The sequence below is a fragment of the Flavobacterium jumunjinense genome, from assembly GCF_021650975.2.
Classification (GTDB): domain Bacteria; phylum Bacteroidota; class Bacteroidia; order Flavobacteriales; family Flavobacteriaceae; genus Flavobacterium; species Flavobacterium jumunjinense.
In genome coordinates this window covers 1,650,784-1,665,927 of record NZ_CP091285.1, presented here as the reverse complement: position 1 = coordinate 1,665,927, position 15,144 = coordinate 1,650,784, and the positions used below count along the sequence as shown (strand labels likewise).

The following is a 15,144-nucleotide window of genomic DNA, read 5'->3' as shown; positions in this document are numbered from 1 at the left end:
AAGTTGACGAGTTTTACAATAAATTAATTAAAACCAGTGAAGTTAACTTCACTGGTTTTTTCATATACAAAGTTAGGTGTTTTCATATTTAAACTCAAATGAGGTCTTTTACTATTATAGCATTCCACAGACTCTCTAACTAAAAGGTTAAGTTCATCACCTGATTTACATTTGTATATGAGGAATTCTTGTTTTAGAATACCATTTATTCTTTCCGCTAGAGCATTTTGATAACAATCATAGCCATCGGTTATAGAAGCAATAATATTATTTTTGGTTAATTCATTTTGATAAATTTTAGAACAATATTGTAAACCTCTGTCTGAGTGATGTATTAATTGAAGGTTTGTTTTTCTGTTTTTTACTGCCATTCTTAAGGCCTTAACCACACTTTCTGCACTCATGTCATCACTCAAATGATAACCAACTATTTTTCTGCTAAAAACATCTGTAACTAATGATAGATAATGAGTTCTTTTATTAGATTTTATATAAGTTATGTCACTAACAAAAACCTGTTCTATTCTGTTGATATCGATATCTTTAAATAAATTGGGGTACTTACGTAACCAGTGTTTAGAAAAGGTGGTTTTTGTGTAATTTTTCATTGGTTTAACTAGCATTTTTTCTCTTTTCAAATAAGCAAAAAATGCATCTCTCCCGATTTTAATTCTATTTTCAACAAAAGATTGTTCTAGTAAAAAATAAAGTTTTCTTGTGCCTAATCGAGGCATAATTCTTCTTTGTTTTTCAACGAGTTGCTTTACTATTAATAATTCTTTCTCTCGTTCTAAACAACGTGCTTCCTGCTGATAAATAGCTTGTCGGCTTACCCCAAACAATCTACAAGTTCTGGACATACTTATGCCTTCTTCTTGTTGGATGCGTCGGATGGTTTGGGTGAAAACTTTTTTCTAATTTGAGTACCGTATTGACTATCTGAGATATCAATCATGGTGTTTAGCACTGTGTTTTTAAGCTTCTCATCAGCTAATTCTTTCTCTAATCTTTTAATGCTTTGGGCTGGAGTTTCTTTAGATTTGACCATAAACAAAAGCTTGGGGTTACTCCAATCTAAATTACCAAATTTTCTTAACCAAACCAAAACTGTACTTCTACCTTGAATTCCATACTTCTTTTGAGCTTGCTTATAGGTAAGTTCGCCTTTTTCTACTTGAGAAATAACAGCTAATTTAAAGCCCAGATTATAATCGCGTTGACTACGCTTTGCTGGCCTGTTTTCTGATTTATTCATAATAAGTCGATTTTATGTCAACTTATTTCAGGACGGGACACTGTTAAAATAAAAAAAAGACTCATTAATGAGTCTTTATTTATGCTTCAATTTTAATAATCATTCCCAAATTGACTCTTTCTTTATTTCATTCCAAGAATGATCTTTTACAAAATAAACGAGTCTAACTGTGTGATAAATCATCAAAGTAATTGCCAAAAAATAGGCTATTTTCTTGTTATAAAAATACGTTTTAAAATAACTCTTTTTCGTTTTTAATTCCACCGAGAAAAGTACAATTATAAACAGGCAAAAGGCAATTACCAAAGGACCATAAGCATGAAAACCAATTGCTTTTTCAAAACTACCTTTATAAGTATACACCAAAGATTTTGTTATCCCACATGAAGGACATGGAAAACCTGTTGCCATTTTTAAAGGACAAAACGATTGCTTTTTCTCAAGGGAATTCTCAGGATTCTTTACTCCAATAAAAAATGGAATAACCAGAGTCAAAACTGCTCCGATTATTCCATATATCCTATATTTTACAAATGTATTAATTGTACAGCCTGTTTATGTCACCTTGAACAATCATTGCAGCTGCAAAAGGGAAAAACAACCCTAAAACAATTAACAATGTAGATTGATCTTTTTCAATTTCTCCAGTAATCTTATAAACAGAAGGCATTCCTTCTTTACCTAAAACATAGTAGAAATATAAATTAACAGGCAAACAACAACCTGAAAAAACAGCAATTGGTGTCGATATTAATTCTTTATTTGTAACTGCATTAATTACTTCTGCAACTTTCATGTTCCAATAGATTAAATACAATCCACACGTTACAAAGCTTAATAATAACACCACAATTGGGTCTACTTTAAATTCTGGAATATTATTCGGCCTATTCCAAGTTTCAATTTTTGTTGTTTCCATTTTTTATAGTTTAGTTAATTTGATTTTCTATTTAAAAGCGCTATCTATTGGTTCCCAAAGTTCAATCTTATTTCCTTCTAGATCCAATATCCAAGCAAACTTTCCATATTCATAAGTCTGCATTTCACCTATAATTGTTACACCTTCTGCTATGTTTTTTTTCAAAAGACCTTCTAAGTCATGCACTCTAAAGTTCTGCATAAACTCTTTTTTCGACGGTTCAAAGTAGTTTGTGTCATTTTTAAATAGACTCCATTGTGTACTACAGTCATTTCCTTTTTTATCATTCCACCAGAAAGTGCAACCATAATCATCCGTATTTAAACCTAAATGTTTTTTATACCACTCTTTAAGCAGGGTAGGGTTTTCAGCTTTAAAAAACATTCCACCAATACCGGTAACACGAACATCTTCTTTAATCTCTGGTTGTGGCTCAATATAAATCGCCTTGATTTTATCTACAATTGTTTGAGCCAATTTTTCATGACTTTCAAATGTCCATCCCGCAACATGTGGTGTCAACAATACATTATCGGCTTGTCTTAAATATTCAAAATCTTCATTTTTACTTTCTTCATCAAAAAGATTTTCGAACGATAATTTTTCATACTCTAACACATCTAATCCTGCTCCTAATACCTTACCCGATTGTAATGCTTTCACCAAATCGGTTGTTACAACACTTTTTCCTCTAGCTGTATTGAGCAGCCAAAACGATTTTTTGAAACCCTCTATAAAAGAAGCGTTTACCATTTTATCGGTTAAAGATGTCCAAGGTGTGTGCAAACTTAGTACATCTGCTTTTTGTTGCAATTCTTCTAAAGAAACTTGTTTTGCGTTACTATCGGCCACTCCTTCTTGAATATCATAACAAAGTACTTCAACATCAAAACCTCTTAACTTTTTCGCAAAAGCTTTTCCCATGTTTCCATAGCCTATAATTCCAACCGTTTTTCCATCAAGCTCATAACCACGATTCGCTTCCCTATTCCATTGCCCTTGCCTTACTTCAGTATTGGCTTTGTTTAGATTATTGAATAATGACAAAAGCATACCCAAAGCATGTTCTCCCACTGCGTTACGATTACCTTCTGGTGCAGCAATAAGTTTTATATTTTTACTTTCGGCATAATCGCAATCAATGCTTTCAAGACCAGCACCCACTCTTGCAATAAACTGAAGTTGTGTTGCTTTGTCGAGAAAAGTTTTGTCTATTTTAAAACGACTCCGTATAACAATACCATTATATTCGTGTATTCTAGCTTCTATGATTTCTTTAGACGAACTGTAATCTGCTTCATTTTGGAAACCAACTGCTTCAAGTTGCTTCCATAATAAAGCATGATTACTGTCTATGTGTAATATTTTAATTTGATTTGCTTCCATTTTGATAATAAAAGCCTAAAGATAATTATAATTCACAGTTGATGAAAAACTATTGTCTTTTTAAACAACAAAAGCTACATAAAATAATTTTGTTTTTTACACTCTACGAGTTCTTTAATACAAGTCAAAAAAACAGATGTTAATCTAGTATTTAAATAAAGAAAAAAAACTAGCGAACCCTTTCAGAAAAATAATTCTGTTTAACTACAATTTGATTTTAAAGAAAAGTAACTATTTTGTTTGAAAATTTCTCCCTATATTTGAGATAACAAAACGTTCTTAAAAATAGCCAAAAAAAACACCAAATTAGAGTGCGAAAAATGTCGAAAAACACAAAAAAGTGCATTTTTTGATATTTAAATGAAGTTGTTAGGTATTGAAAATATTGAACCTATAGTGATTTTGACTACTATCCTTTTGGAATGACACTCCCAGGTCGCACCAGCACCGGGAATGACTACCGTTACGGCTTCCAAGGACAAGAAAAAGATGACGAATTAAAAGGAGAAGGGAATTCTTTAAATTATACTTTTAGAATGCATGATCCACGGCTTGGACGTTTTTTATCTAGAGACCCATTATCTAAAAATTATCCTTGGAATAGTGATTATTCCTATTCTGAGAATAGAGTTGTCGATGGAATAGAGCTTGAAGGTTTAGAATATTTAAATTACAATGATGCTAGAGTTGAATTTTCTAATGGTAGAATATATTTAAAACTTGAAAATTTTAATGATAATTTTCAAAAAACATATAAACAAAATAATCCATTATTTGGCTTAGGATCCAATGGTAGTTTAAAAGAAGACGTTTCTTTTAAAGTTAATTTAACATCAACTAATAATCTATCAGCTAATAGTGACGGAACACTTACAGATTCAAATTATGATATTATAAGGAATACTAGATATAATAAAGGAAACGGAAAAATAGACCGTAGACAAAGATTTGAAGGAAAAATTTTGAGTAAAGCTCAAACTGTAAAGACTTATGAGCCAACTCCGCTACCAGCAAAAGGTAGTGCTATGGCAATACTCCTCATTTATGATCTTTACAAGGGGATTAAAGAGTTTGTAGATACAAAAGCAAACATGAAAGATAAACTTGCATTTGACGCACAAACACGTTCATGGGATGAAACAAAAGATGTATTTACTGGTGATATTCAGAGAAAAGGAAATAGTTCAATTGTTGGTCTTGTTATAAGAGATATGCAAAAAGCTGTAAATCAAGGTTTGATAAAGCCAGAAAATTATAATATCAAAGATTTAACTGATATAGCCAATATTGTAATGTTCGGAGGAAATGGAAATGAAGGAGAAACTATTAGAAAAACTGCAGAAGCAATTATTAATAAAGTTTCAGATCCCGAAGCTAGTATACGTTTAGCTATGATTAAAACAAAAGTTGATGAAATAAAGAATTTAAATAATGAAAATAGTACTGATGAGTCAAAGGAATGTCTTGCGTGTGATAAAAAGTAAAAAAATAGTTATGGAAAAAAAAGTTTTGTTTTTTACATTTTTATCGTTTATGGTTTCATGTTCGACAGTTCATAACAAATATTTTAAAATGGTAGAAGGAGAATGGCAGATTACTACTTTTTATCATGGTAATAAAGATTTATGGACAGAAGGATACTATTCAATAGGTTTTCAGGATACTAAAAAATCATGGATGATTAAAGCTGAAAACGGAGAAAAAAATCAGTTTGTATTATACGATTATAAATTTTATATGAATGTTGACACTTTAAAGATAGATGTTTTCAATAGTAAAGATCCTAGATTAAATGCAAATTATAATATTTATATTGATACTATTCAAGAAACTGAAGAAAGTTATACGTTACAGTTAACACTAGACACAGAGAAAACTTATATTCAGGCAATAAAGACTAAATTCAAATATCATTACCCTCCAGGTTGGAAAGGAGATACACCAAGAAGAAAGGCTAAAGAATAAACCCGATCGCGCAGATATGCACAAACGTTAGCGCAGAATTGCATTCTGTGCCAACAAAAAATATAAAACAAAGCCACTTTCATTGCAAGTAAGAAGCAAACAAGTGGTTCTTGTTGTTATAATAACTTTACACATTCTTAGGACAGTATCATAGATACAAATTTTTAGTCTAAAAGCTTAAAATTTTCTTGTGTTAAAAATAGTACACCATAAAATAAAAAAGAAATCATTTCGTTTTGCTTAAAGTTTGTATTTTTGTGGCAATCAAATTCTTTAGACGTTATAAAATGAAAAATAAAACAATTCGCTATATACAACACCTTTCTAAAAAAGCCTATGTAAAAGCGTATTCCTTAACGGAGATATTAATTGTACTCTGCATTATAGGTATCTTGTTACTTATGGTACTGCCGAATCAAACATCGGTTATTAGTCAAGCAAAGGCTATTGAAGCGCAAGCGATGCTAAATCAAGTATATGGTTTGGAGAAAAGTCATTTTTATCGTTACTCAAAATATACGGGAGATTTAGAAGAATTAGGTTTTGAACAAGAACAAACTGTAGAAGATGGAGGTCAAGCGGTCTATCGAATTGAAATTATAGAAGCCTCTAATAGTTCTTTTGTGGCTCGTGCTACTTCAGTTTCCGATTTAGATGGAGATGGAGCATTCAATACTTGGGAAATCAACGATAAGAAAATGCTTAAAGAAGTAGTAAAAGAATAATGATAGTATTTCCAATTGTTTTATGCATTTGTCTTGCTCTTATTTTTTGGCAAGATTCTAAATTTAGACACATACATGTTGTGTTGCCTGTTTTAGTATTTGCTTGTTCTTATTGTATTACAAATTATTTACAAGGAAACCTTCAGCTAATTGGTATTAATATTTTATTTTTTAGTATCACAATCATTGTGTTAACGCTATATATGAGCCTTAAAAATAAATCCTTTTTAAATCCTTTTCAAAACTATTTTGGCTTGGGCGATTTGTTGTTTTACATCGCTATTACACCTTTGTTTGTATTGTACAATTATGTACTCTTTTTTATAACTTCTTTGCTTTTTGCAATTGTAATGCAATTTGTTTTAAGAAAATGGATTAAAAAAGATGCTGTACCATTAGCGGGACTTTCTGCTTTGTTATTACTCTTTATAATTACAAAAGATATTTTCTTTTCCTTTCAAAAAATCACTTTAATCCGATAATATGGAAGAGATAATTATACCCAACGAAAACTTGCATATTCTTTCTGCAGATTTAGCAAATTATTACAAAGTACTACCCAAGAAAAGTAATTCTGATACTATTATTTTATATTGTCTAGAGAATAAAAACACTACCGAAGTAAAAGAAGAATTAGAGTTGTTATTAGGTAAGAAAGTGAGTTTGCTTTCCTATTCAGAAATCGAAATAAACAAAGCACTTTCTATATATTACCGAAAAGAACGCATTGAAAACTCAAAAAAGACATTTTCAATAGATTCAGGCGATTTTCTTGAAAACTTATTAAGTGAAGCGAAAGGGTTAAAAAGTAGTGATATTCATTGTGAAGTCTATGAAGATTCAGCTCGAATCCGATTTAGAATTGACGGTCAGTTAATTGAACGCTATAAAATTGAACGCGAGAACTATTTGGAGTTAGTTAATAAGATAAAAATTCGTTCCAAACTAAACATCACCGAAAAACGTTTGCCACAAGATGGTAGAATCACTACTACTACGTTTGATATTCGTGTATCTATTTTACCTACATTATATGGGGAAAAAATTGTAATGCGTTTATTAGGTCAAGATGCTTCAAATATCGATTTGAAATCATTGGGTTTCCAGCAAGAAGAACTAACAGGTTATTTAGAAGCGGTTAAAAAACCAAACGGAATTATCCTTATTAGTGGTCCAACAGGTTCTGGTAAAACCACTACACTATACGCAACATTACGCTTATTAAACGATAGTAGAAGAAATATTGTAACCGTAGAAGACCCTATTGAATATACGCTAAAAGGAATTAACCAAGTACAATTAAAAGAAGACATTGGACTAACTTTTGCCTCCGCTTTAAAATCGTTTTTGCGTCAAGATCCTGATGTGATTATGCTTGGAGAAATTCGTGATTCCGAAACAGCATTAATGGCAATTAGAGCTTCTTTAACAGGACATTTGGTACTGTCAACAATTCATACCAATTCTGCTATTGGAACAGTTTCAAGGCTAATTGACATGGGTGTTCCTCCATATCTTATTTCAGAAACATTAAATCTATCAGTTGCACAACGATTAATTCGTAAATTATGTAATCATTGCAAGGAAGAAACTACTATCGATGAAAAAGATTTTCCAAGTAGTTTTTCAATTCCATACCAAGTTGAAAAAGCCTATAAACCTGTTGGTTGCAATGAATGTTTTCATTCGGGTTATAAAGGAAGAACTGCCATCTACGAAGTGATTAATATTACAAATGACATTGCAAATGCAATAAAAAGTAATACTATTGCAACTTATTTTGAAAATGACGAAAATTATAAATCGCTTCCAGAAAAAGCGTATGATGTTTTGGCCAAAGGAGAAACATCGTTAGACGAGATATACTCTATATTATTAAATGTATAAAATGATAAAAAAAATTATTGTAATATTAACCCTGAGTCTATTCACCCATTCTCTTTTTGCACAGCAAGACCTTAATGAATTAGGACGAAAATTAGATGAGTTTTCGAAGATAAAGCCAGGTATTAATGAGGTCGTAAAGATTGATGTTTCAGGGCTATCTTTATATGATTTAATTATTGCAATTTCTGAAGAACATCAATTGAATGTGAGTGTTGATAATGACTTAAATACTCCTGTGGTTAATAATTTTCATGATGTAACAGTAAAAGATATCTTCTTGTTTTTAGTTCAGAAATATGATCTAGAAGCAAGCTTTATGAGTAATATTATTATTTTTAAAAAGCGAAAAGAAGTAAAAATAATTGAGAAGAAACAGCAAAAAATAATTGATGTTAGTTACAATCCTCAGAATGATTTTTTTATCGGTTAAGTTAGAAAATGACTCATTGCCAGCTGTAGCACAAGCTATTATTGATAAATCGGGTAAAAATGTAGTTTGGGCACCCGATATTAAAACGATACAAAGTGTCTTCCTATATTCTTAACCGTCCTTTTGAACAAGTTATTGATATGATGGCAAAAATCGAATGATTTAGTAGCTACAAAAGATGATAATGGTTTCTATTATTTAGAAAAAAACACCTTGCCAAAGGAAGCAAATTCATCATCTGTCTCAAATAACAGAAACTCAAATAGGAACAAACAAAAACCTGCTTCTGGTTCGGAAGGGTCTTATGATGTTGAAGTGGACAATCAAGGTTTCTTCACAGTTAAGGCAAACGTAGCTGACGCAACTGATTTATTGATTGAAGCGGCCGAGAAACTGAACGTAAATTATTTCATTTATAACAAACCAGAAAAATGAGAAAACATCGCTTTAGCCATAAAATCACTTTTGATGACTTATTGAGTCATGTTTTTAAAGGTAAAAAATACACCTATAAAAATCAGGGATGGTTTTTATCTTATTGGTGAACAATCTACAGAAGGATTGCGTTCTACAGAGATTATTCCATTAGAGAATCGCTCTATCGAATCTGTTTTACAATCCTTACCAAAAATATTCAATGATAAAGTTGAAATTAAAGAATTTGTTGAACTTAACTCTTTGATTGCTTCAGGGGCAAAATCGACTATTGAGGAATTAAAATTATACATTAAACAGATTGATAAAGTTGTTCCTTTGGTTCAAATAGAAGTGATTATTGTTCAATATAACAAATCCCTATGATGTTCAAACGGGTTTAAAAGCGGGATTAGATAAGGCTAAATAAAGCACAAACAGGTGGTGTTCTTTTTCCAACGACAGATGTAAACCTTGGGAGTTCTTTCTGTGAATAGTTTGATAGACGCTTTTAATGGTCTTGGACTTCTTAAATTAGGTAAGGTTACCGATGCTTTTTATTTGAATTAAAACTGCTAGAAAACAATTCTATAATTAAATAGAATCAACACCAAAAATATGCTACATTAAGGTGGTCATGAAGCAACATTATCTATTGGAGAAACGAATTATTATTTGAACAAAATAATCGTATTCTAAATAATAATATTGGAAATGGAGGTGATATTTTGGCAATCTGGAACATGGAAACCAACTGAAGCTAATCTGGCTGTCAAAATAAACCCTATGTTTCTGGCGATGAAAATGTAACACTAAATATTAATGTTGAGAAAAGTGGCTTTCTTAGGTAGAGCTGGAGAAAATGCTCTCCTGGTAAAGCAAACGCAACAATTTGAATCTTTAGTAAGAGTAAGAACATGAAACAATTGGAATGATACTATTAGGTGGTTTAGATGAATTAAAAAAAGAAACTCAGGAACGGGTGTGCCTTTAATCTCTAGAATTCCTATTATTAAAATGGTTTTTTAGTAGCACAAAAGAAAGCAAAGGAAATTCTAAACTGCATATTTTCATTAACCAACAATTGTGGTAATTAATGCTAAATTTTCTTTCTATAAAATATTCAAAATCAATAGTATTCAAGTTGTAGGTATCTATCAAGAAACCGACAGTGAAAGATATACTTTGGCTTACTTTTAAAAAGAAAAAAATCAATTAAAACTAATAGAGAAACACAAGAGTTTTATTTCTAAGAAAAACTTTTTTAGAAAATATCGACCTAAAGCTACCTATTGTTCTAGCGATTGATGGAACAGGAGTTCTAAATAAGAATATTGATAGTAACTAGTGATATTGATTTGGCTTGGCAAAAAAACATCGATTTCAATACCATTTATCACACTAGTTATACTTTAAAAAACAATACATTCATTAGTTTTTGTAGAAAGAATATTGCAGACGAATGGTTGTCTCTTTTTGAAAGCAAAAAAGCACAAATTATTGATGTTTACATTGGTTCATTTCTTTCTGTTTTTGTTAGCCGATAATTTAAGTTCTCCTGTCGTTTATTCAGGAGATTTAGCTTTGGTATTGGAACAAAATGAGATTGTCAATTTTTCAAAACCAGAAGCTATTTCCATCTGCTAATTATACGATAGGTGAACATTCTGTTTCTAATTGTATTGCCGTTATATGGTATTGGTTTGACTATTTTGTACAGAATGATTCCCATTTCTAAATCAGAATTTAATAACAATTCTATTGATGAAGTTGTTTATAGAAGGCTTTTTCAACTTTCGGTTTAATAATGCTTGTTGGTTTTTTAGATACTTTATTAGCGAGTTATTTGACATTCAATATTATAGCGAGAAAAATGCAGCATTGAACATTCAAAAATGTATACTCTAACAAAGCCTACCACAAATTGTATACTTTTAGAAAAGCAGAAAAAAGACACAAGAAAAATCATTAAAGATTCTGGATTTTTATCGGATAAATTCCTGTCTTTTTATTCCTATGAAATTAATAAAATCGATACCGAACTCCATTTCGTTAAACGAATTCAACACAGCTCCTTTGCAGAAAGTTGTGAAGCATAATGAGAAAGTTGAAATTACTCCAGGGACTATCTGGGTAAAAGGAGTAACCGTGAATGAAGATGATTTAATAATGGTTAAGAAGCTTAAAATCTCTTTCATTGGATTGCAAAATTTGAATTGGGAAAGCTGGAAGAAAAGACAAAAAAAAACAAACGTCAATTTAGTTTAACAAATACGTATTAAATAATGTTTGAACAGTACACATACAAACAACAATGTATTGCGTTAGTGGTAATCTTCTTGATGCTGGTTCTTATCAGCATACAAACAGTTCATTTAAAAGCCTTAAATTGAGGTTTGTAATCAGCGAAATATAAGAAGGCTTAATACAATAACGTTCTGTATGGAATAGCTAGGTAAGTCTATATATTTGATGATGTCCGCTTATCGTAATCAATGGAAACTATGGCAAGTTATGATGCAATACTTAGGAAGATCGCCAGAACGTTAGGAAGTAGAGATGTTGTGGCAACGAAGAAATTATTGCTTTTTGCTACAGGCACACATGAAGGAATTTGCTAAAATTATATGGATTTAGCAAGCTATTCATTAGTACTTTTGGTAATGGTGAAAACTATAGGGCCATGTAGCCGCAATGCAATTAGATATTACAGGAAACGATTAATAATTTTATTAAAATTAGGATTATGATTTTGGAAACAACAATTCAATTATTCAAGGAGTGGTGAGTACTAATTAGTTCATAGGCTGTAAAAAAGAGATAATAGTAGATGTGAAGTATTACATTTTAAAAATAGTATTGTCAGTAATTTATGAGATGATTGGTTATATTAAAAAATGTAGTAAAGAAGATAGTACTGCTAGATTAGGTAAATTTTAGACATCTGAAGAATAATAGGCATAGAATTAAATCCTAAATTGCTTTAGAAGTCCGTAATTCGTACTGTTCCTAGTATTCACTTGTGAAGCAAAAAAAAAAAAAAAAAAAAAATGTGAAGAATTTTCCTAGAAGAAGACAGTTTGGCTAATGATTTGGTTCAAGTGGTTTAGTGCCGCTATTAGAAAGGAGAGCTCAACTGTAGAAAGTTAATTGTAAGCTGTTTTTTCAGTGGAATCAATTAGTATGGCGGCAGTTGATTCTCGTGTGCAAGTATGAGCAAGTGTAACAATCAGTTTACAGGTATTCTGATCCTTATACTTTGTATACACAAACACAGTAACGTTGCGTAGCATATAATTCACAGGTTACGGCTATCTAATGGAGAGTGAGAGGACGGAAAATTCAGAGGCAATATCACTCTACTTATCGATGCTAAATCAAGTATATGGTTTGGAGAAAAGTCATTTTTATCGTTACTCAAAAATATACGGGAGATTTAGAAGAATTAGGTTTTGAACAAGAACAAACTGTAGACGATGAGGTCACGTGGTCTATCGAATTTGTGAAATTATAGAAAGGCGGCGCTTCTTGACTAGGTTCTTTTGTGGGTCTCGTGACTAGGCGTCTATCAGTTTCCGGCGATTTAGATGGAGATGGGAGCATAAATTCATAGGCATTGAGGAAATTAACACACGAATAACGAACAAAATAGCTTTCACGCTCAGTAGTTAAAAGATCTATTGCATGTCATAGTAGATTATCCAATCTGTTTTAATGTCATTTGTCTTTGACTCAAATTATTATGTTTAGCAGAGATTTGGCTATAATTTAGACACATACATGTGGTGTTGCCTGTTTTAAGGTATTTGGGCTAATAGGTTTCTTTTTAATGATGTATTTATCACACATTATTTACGAAGGTGACTCAACACTTTCTTAGCTTATATTAGGTGTATTGAAATATTTATATTTTTTAGTACTCATGCAATCATTGTGTTAACCGCTATATATGAGAGCCTTAAAAATAAATTCCCTTTTTAATCCTTTTCAAAACTTATTTTGTGCATTGTGGGCGTTTTGTTGTTTGTACCTCGCTCTTACACCTTTGTTTTGTATGGTACAATTATGTACTCTTTTTTATAACTTTTTTTTTCTTGCTTTGTTGCATGGTTATGCAATTTGTTTTAAAAAAATGATAAAAAAAGATGTGCTGTCGCATTAGCGGGACGTTGCTGCCTTTGTTATTCCTCCTTTTAATTAACAAAGATATTTTTCTTTTCCTCTTCAAAAATCACTTAATCCGATAATATGGAAGAGATATTTATACAACGAAATCGACTTTGCCACTATTCTTTTCTGGCAGATTTAGCAATTTTACAAAGTTATACCCACAGAAACGTAATTCTGATACTATTTATTTTATATTGTCCTAGAGAATAAAAACCACTACGAAGTAAAGAAGAGTAGAGTTGTTATTAGGTAGAAAGTAGTTGCTTTCTATTCAGACTCGAAATAAACATAGCACTTTCTATATAAGTTACCGGAAAAAGAACGCAATTGAAACTCAAAAAAGACATTTTCAGATCACTTAGGGGTTCAGGCGTATGTTTCTTGATAAAACTTATTAACAGTGAATTCGTGAAGGGTTTAAAAAGTAGTGATATTCGTTTGTGAAAGTCTAATGACGATTCAGCTCGCATCCGATTTAGAATTGACGGTCAGTTAATTGAACGCTATAAAATTGAACGCGTAGAACTGATTTGGATTTAGTTAATAAGATGAAAAATTCTGTTCGCATAACTAAACATCACTCGAAAAACGTTTGCCACAAGATGTAGACACACTTACTACCGTGTTGTATATTCGTGTATCTATTTTACCTTACATTGTATGTGTGGAAAAAAATTGTACATTCGTTTTATTAGGTCAAGTAATGCATTCAATATCGATTTGAAATCATTGGTTTCAGCAATGGAAGACTAACAGGTTATTTAGAAGCCGGTTAAAAAAACCAAACGGAATTATCACTTATTAGTGGTCCAACAGGTGTGTTCTGGTACAACCACTACAACTATCGCCACATTACGCTTATTAACGATTGTAAGAAGAAATATTTAACCGTAGAACTATACACCCTATGACGTGATACGCTATTTAAAGGAAATTGACCCTAAGTACACAATTAAAGAAAGACATTGGGCTAACCTTTTGCCTTCCGTGCTTTTATAATCGTTTTTGCTTCTAAGATCCTGATGTGATTGTACTTGCTTTTGGTAAATTCGTGAGTCCGACATCATTACGAGTTACATTACATGGCATATTGAGAGTCCTTCTTTAACAGGCAATTTGTGTACTGTGTTCAACCAATTCAATAGCCACAATTCTGCTATTGGAACAGTTTTCCAAAGGTCTAATTGACAGGGCTGTTCCTCCATATCTTTTCAGAACGACATTCACTCTCTCAGTCTGGCCACAACGATTAATTCGTAAATATGTAATCATTTGCACAAGGAAGAACTAGCTATCGATGTAAAAGATTTTCCAGTTAGTTTGGATCAATCTCATAGCAAGTTGATAAAAGCCTATAACACCTGTTGGTTGCAATGAGATGTTTTCATTCGGGTTCAAAGGGAAGAACTGCCATCTCAGAAGTGATTATATTACAATGACCATGCAAATGCAATAAAAAGTAATAGCTATTGGCCAACTCTTTTGCAACAGGACGAAACAATTTATAATCGCTTCCAGATAAAAGCGTATGATTTTTTGGCCAAAGGAGAAACCTCTCTCTACAACGGATATACTCTATAATTTTAAATGTATAAATGATAAAAAAAATAAATTGTAATATTACCTGTAGGGCTATTCACCCATTCTCGTTTTGCACAGCAGGACCTTTTATGATTAGAGGACTACAAATATCGTTGATATGTGTAGTTGTTCGGTGAAGATATAAAGCCAGTATTATTAATATCAAGAGGAAATCGTAAAGTGAGTTGCATTTTTTCAGGGCTATCTTTAGATGATTTAGTTTATTGCAATGTTTCTGATAGGAACTCAATTGAATGTGATGTGTTGATAATGACTTAAGTACTCCTGTGGTTTTAATAATTTTACATGATGTAACAGTAAAAATAGATTATCTTCTTTTTGTTTTTACATATATGGTCAGAAATATGATCTCAGAATCCAGCTTTAATAGTACATACTTATTATTTTTTTA

General features: G+C 31.4%; 15 protein-coding genes and 2 pseudogenes. 13 read left to right on the top strand and 4 right to left on the bottom strand.

Annotation, left to right across the window (positions count from 1 at the left end; translation table 11 throughout):
- Positions 1–23: 23 nt before the first annotated feature.
- The 4 genes and pseudogenes from L2Z92_RS07455 to L2Z92_RS07440 all read right to left on the bottom strand — a co-directional run.
- A protein-coding gene (locus tag L2Z92_RS07455) for an IS3 family transposase (protein ID WP_236458195.1) occupies positions 24–1,255 on the bottom strand; the annotation gives its coding sequence in 2 pieces (ribosomal slippage) (positions 24–895 and positions 895–1,255; 1,233 coding nt in all).
- A 99-nt stretch (positions 1,256–1,354) separates the two neighbouring features.
- The gene (locus L2Z92_RS07450; protein ID WP_236458194.1) at positions 1,355–1,666 is read right to left on the bottom strand and encodes a DUF2752 domain-containing protein; all 312 of its coding nucleotides are present in this window, start codon (positions 1,664–1,666) and stop codon (positions 1,355–1,357) included.
- A 127-nt stretch (positions 1,667–1,793) separates the two neighbouring features.
- Positions 1,794–2,174 (bottom strand): DUF4234 domain-containing protein, encoded by a 381-nt coding sequence (locus L2Z92_RS07445; RefSeq protein WP_236458193.1) that lies wholly within the window; start codon positions 2,172–2,174, stop codon positions 1,794–1,796.
- 438 nt (positions 2,175–2,612) lie between these two features.
- Positions 2,613–3,560, bottom strand: a pseudogene (locus tag L2Z92_RS07440) (2-hydroxyacid dehydrogenase); the annotation flags it as partial.
- A gap of 419 nt (positions 3,561–3,979) precedes the next feature.
- Between L2Z92_RS07440 and L2Z92_RS07435 the strand changes: the two are divergent.
- The 13 genes and pseudogenes from L2Z92_RS07435 to L2Z92_RS07375 form a co-directional block, all read left to right on the top strand.
- Positions 3,980–5,044, top strand: a pseudogene (locus L2Z92_RS07435) (RHS repeat-associated core domain-containing protein); the annotation flags it as partial.
- Between the two features lie 10 nt (positions 5,045–5,054).
- Complete coding sequence (locus L2Z92_RS07430; protein ID WP_236458191.1) at positions 5,055–5,525, top strand: hypothetical protein; 471 nt, start codon at positions 5,055–5,057, stop codon at positions 5,523–5,525.
- A 287-nt stretch (positions 5,526–5,812) separates the two neighbouring features.
- A complete protein-coding gene (locus L2Z92_RS07425; protein ID WP_236458190.1) occupies positions 5,813–6,250 on the top strand; it encodes a type IV pilin protein in 438 nt (145 codons plus the stop codon).
- Positions 6,250–6,732 (top strand): hypothetical protein, encoded by a 483-nt coding sequence (locus L2Z92_RS07420; RefSeq protein ID WP_236458189.1) that lies wholly within the window; start codon positions 6,250–6,252, stop codon positions 6,730–6,732. Before L2Z92_RS07425 ends, L2Z92_RS07420 begins: the two co-directional genes overlap by 1 nt.
- Position 6,733: 1 nt before the next feature.
- Complete coding sequence (locus L2Z92_RS07415; RefSeq protein WP_236458188.1) at positions 6,734–8,137, top strand: GspE/PulE family protein; 1,404 nt, start codon at positions 6,734–6,736, stop codon at positions 8,135–8,137.
- A gap of 1 nt (position 8,138) precedes the next feature.
- The gene (locus L2Z92_RS07410; RefSeq protein ID WP_236458187.1) at positions 8,139–8,567 is read left to right on the top strand and encodes a hypothetical protein; all 429 of its coding nucleotides are present in this window, start codon (positions 8,139–8,141) and stop codon (positions 8,565–8,567) included.
- Complete coding sequence (locus L2Z92_RS07405) at positions 8,548–8,682, top strand: hypothetical protein (protein ID WP_262913008.1); 135 nt, start codon at positions 8,548–8,550, stop codon at positions 8,680–8,682. The genes L2Z92_RS07410 and L2Z92_RS07405 overlap by 20 nt, the downstream gene beginning before the upstream one ends.
- A gap of 98 nt (positions 8,683–8,780) precedes the next feature.
- Complete coding sequence (locus L2Z92_RS07400; protein ID WP_236458186.1) at positions 8,781–9,002, top strand: hypothetical protein; 222 nt, start codon at positions 8,781–8,783, stop codon at positions 9,000–9,002.
- Between the two features lie 48 nt (positions 9,003–9,050).
- Positions 9,051–9,368 carry a secretin N-terminal domain-containing protein gene (locus L2Z92_RS07395; RefSeq protein WP_236458185.1) on the top strand — a complete coding sequence of 106 codons (318 nt, stop codon included), beginning with the start codon at positions 9,051–9,053 and terminating at the stop codon, positions 9,366–9,368.
- Positions 9,369–10,315: 947 nt separating this feature from the next.
- Complete coding sequence (locus L2Z92_RS07390) at positions 10,316–10,528, top strand: hypothetical protein (protein WP_236458184.1); 213 nt, start codon at positions 10,316–10,318, stop codon at positions 10,526–10,528.
- Between the two features lie 469 nt (positions 10,529–10,997).
- A complete protein-coding gene (locus L2Z92_RS07385; RefSeq protein ID WP_236458183.1) occupies positions 10,998–11,249 on the top strand; it encodes a hypothetical protein in 252 nt (83 codons plus the stop codon).
- A gap of 227 nt (positions 11,250–11,476) precedes the next feature.
- Positions 11,477–11,602 (top strand): hypothetical protein, encoded by a 126-nt coding sequence (locus L2Z92_RS07380; RefSeq protein WP_262913007.1) that lies wholly within the window; start codon positions 11,477–11,479, stop codon positions 11,600–11,602.
- A gap of 764 nt (positions 11,603–12,366) precedes the next feature.
- Positions 12,367–12,495, top strand: a complete 129-nt coding sequence (locus L2Z92_RS07375; protein ID WP_262913006.1) for a hypothetical protein — start codon at positions 12,367–12,369, stop codon at positions 12,493–12,495.
- The last annotated feature ends 2,649 nt before the right edge of the window (positions 12,496–15,144 follow it).

Excerpts from the sequence above, each read along its gene's own strand:
- L2Z92_RS07445 (WP_236458193.1), bottom strand. The coding sequence starts at position 2,174 with ATGGAAACAACAAAAATTGAAACTTGGAATAGGCCGAATAATATTCCA.
- L2Z92_RS07395 (WP_236458185.1), top strand. The coding sequence starts at position 9,051 with ATGTTTTTAAAGGTAAAAAATACACCTATAAAAATCAGGGATGGTTTT.
- L2Z92_RS07420 (WP_236458189.1), top strand. The coding sequence starts at position 6,250 with ATGATAGTATTTCCAATTGTTTTATGCATTTGTCTTGCTCTTATTTTT.
- L2Z92_RS07405 (WP_262913008.1), top strand. The coding sequence starts at position 8,548 with ATGATTTTTTTATCGGTTAAGTTAGAAAATGACTCATTGCCAGCTGTA.
- L2Z92_RS07425 (WP_236458190.1), top strand. The coding sequence starts at position 5,813 with ATGAAAAATAAAACAATTCGCTATATACAACACCTTTCTAAAAAAGCC.
- L2Z92_RS07380 (WP_262913007.1), top strand. The coding sequence starts at position 11,477 with ATGGAAACTATGGCAAGTTATGATGCAATACTTAGGAAGATCGCCAGA.
- L2Z92_RS07385 (WP_236458183.1), top strand. The coding sequence starts at position 10,998 with ATGAAATTAATAAAATCGATACCGAACTCCATTTCGTTAAACGAATTC.
- L2Z92_RS07430 (WP_236458191.1), top strand. The coding sequence starts at position 5,055 with ATGGAAAAAAAAGTTTTGTTTTTTACATTTTTATCGTTTATGGTTTCA.
- L2Z92_RS07415 (WP_236458188.1), top strand. The coding sequence starts at position 6,734 with ATGGAAGAGATAATTATACCCAACGAAAACTTGCATATTCTTTCTGCA.
- L2Z92_RS07410 (WP_236458187.1), top strand. The coding sequence starts at position 8,139 with ATGATAAAAAAAATTATTGTAATATTAACCCTGAGTCTATTCACCCAT.
- L2Z92_RS07375 (WP_262913006.1), top strand. The coding sequence starts at position 12,367 with ATGGTTTGGAGAAAAGTCATTTTTATCGTTACTCAAAAATATACGGGA.
- L2Z92_RS07450 (WP_236458194.1), bottom strand. The coding sequence starts at position 1,666 with ATGGCAACAGGTTTTCCATGTCCTTCATGTGGGATAACAAAATCTTTG.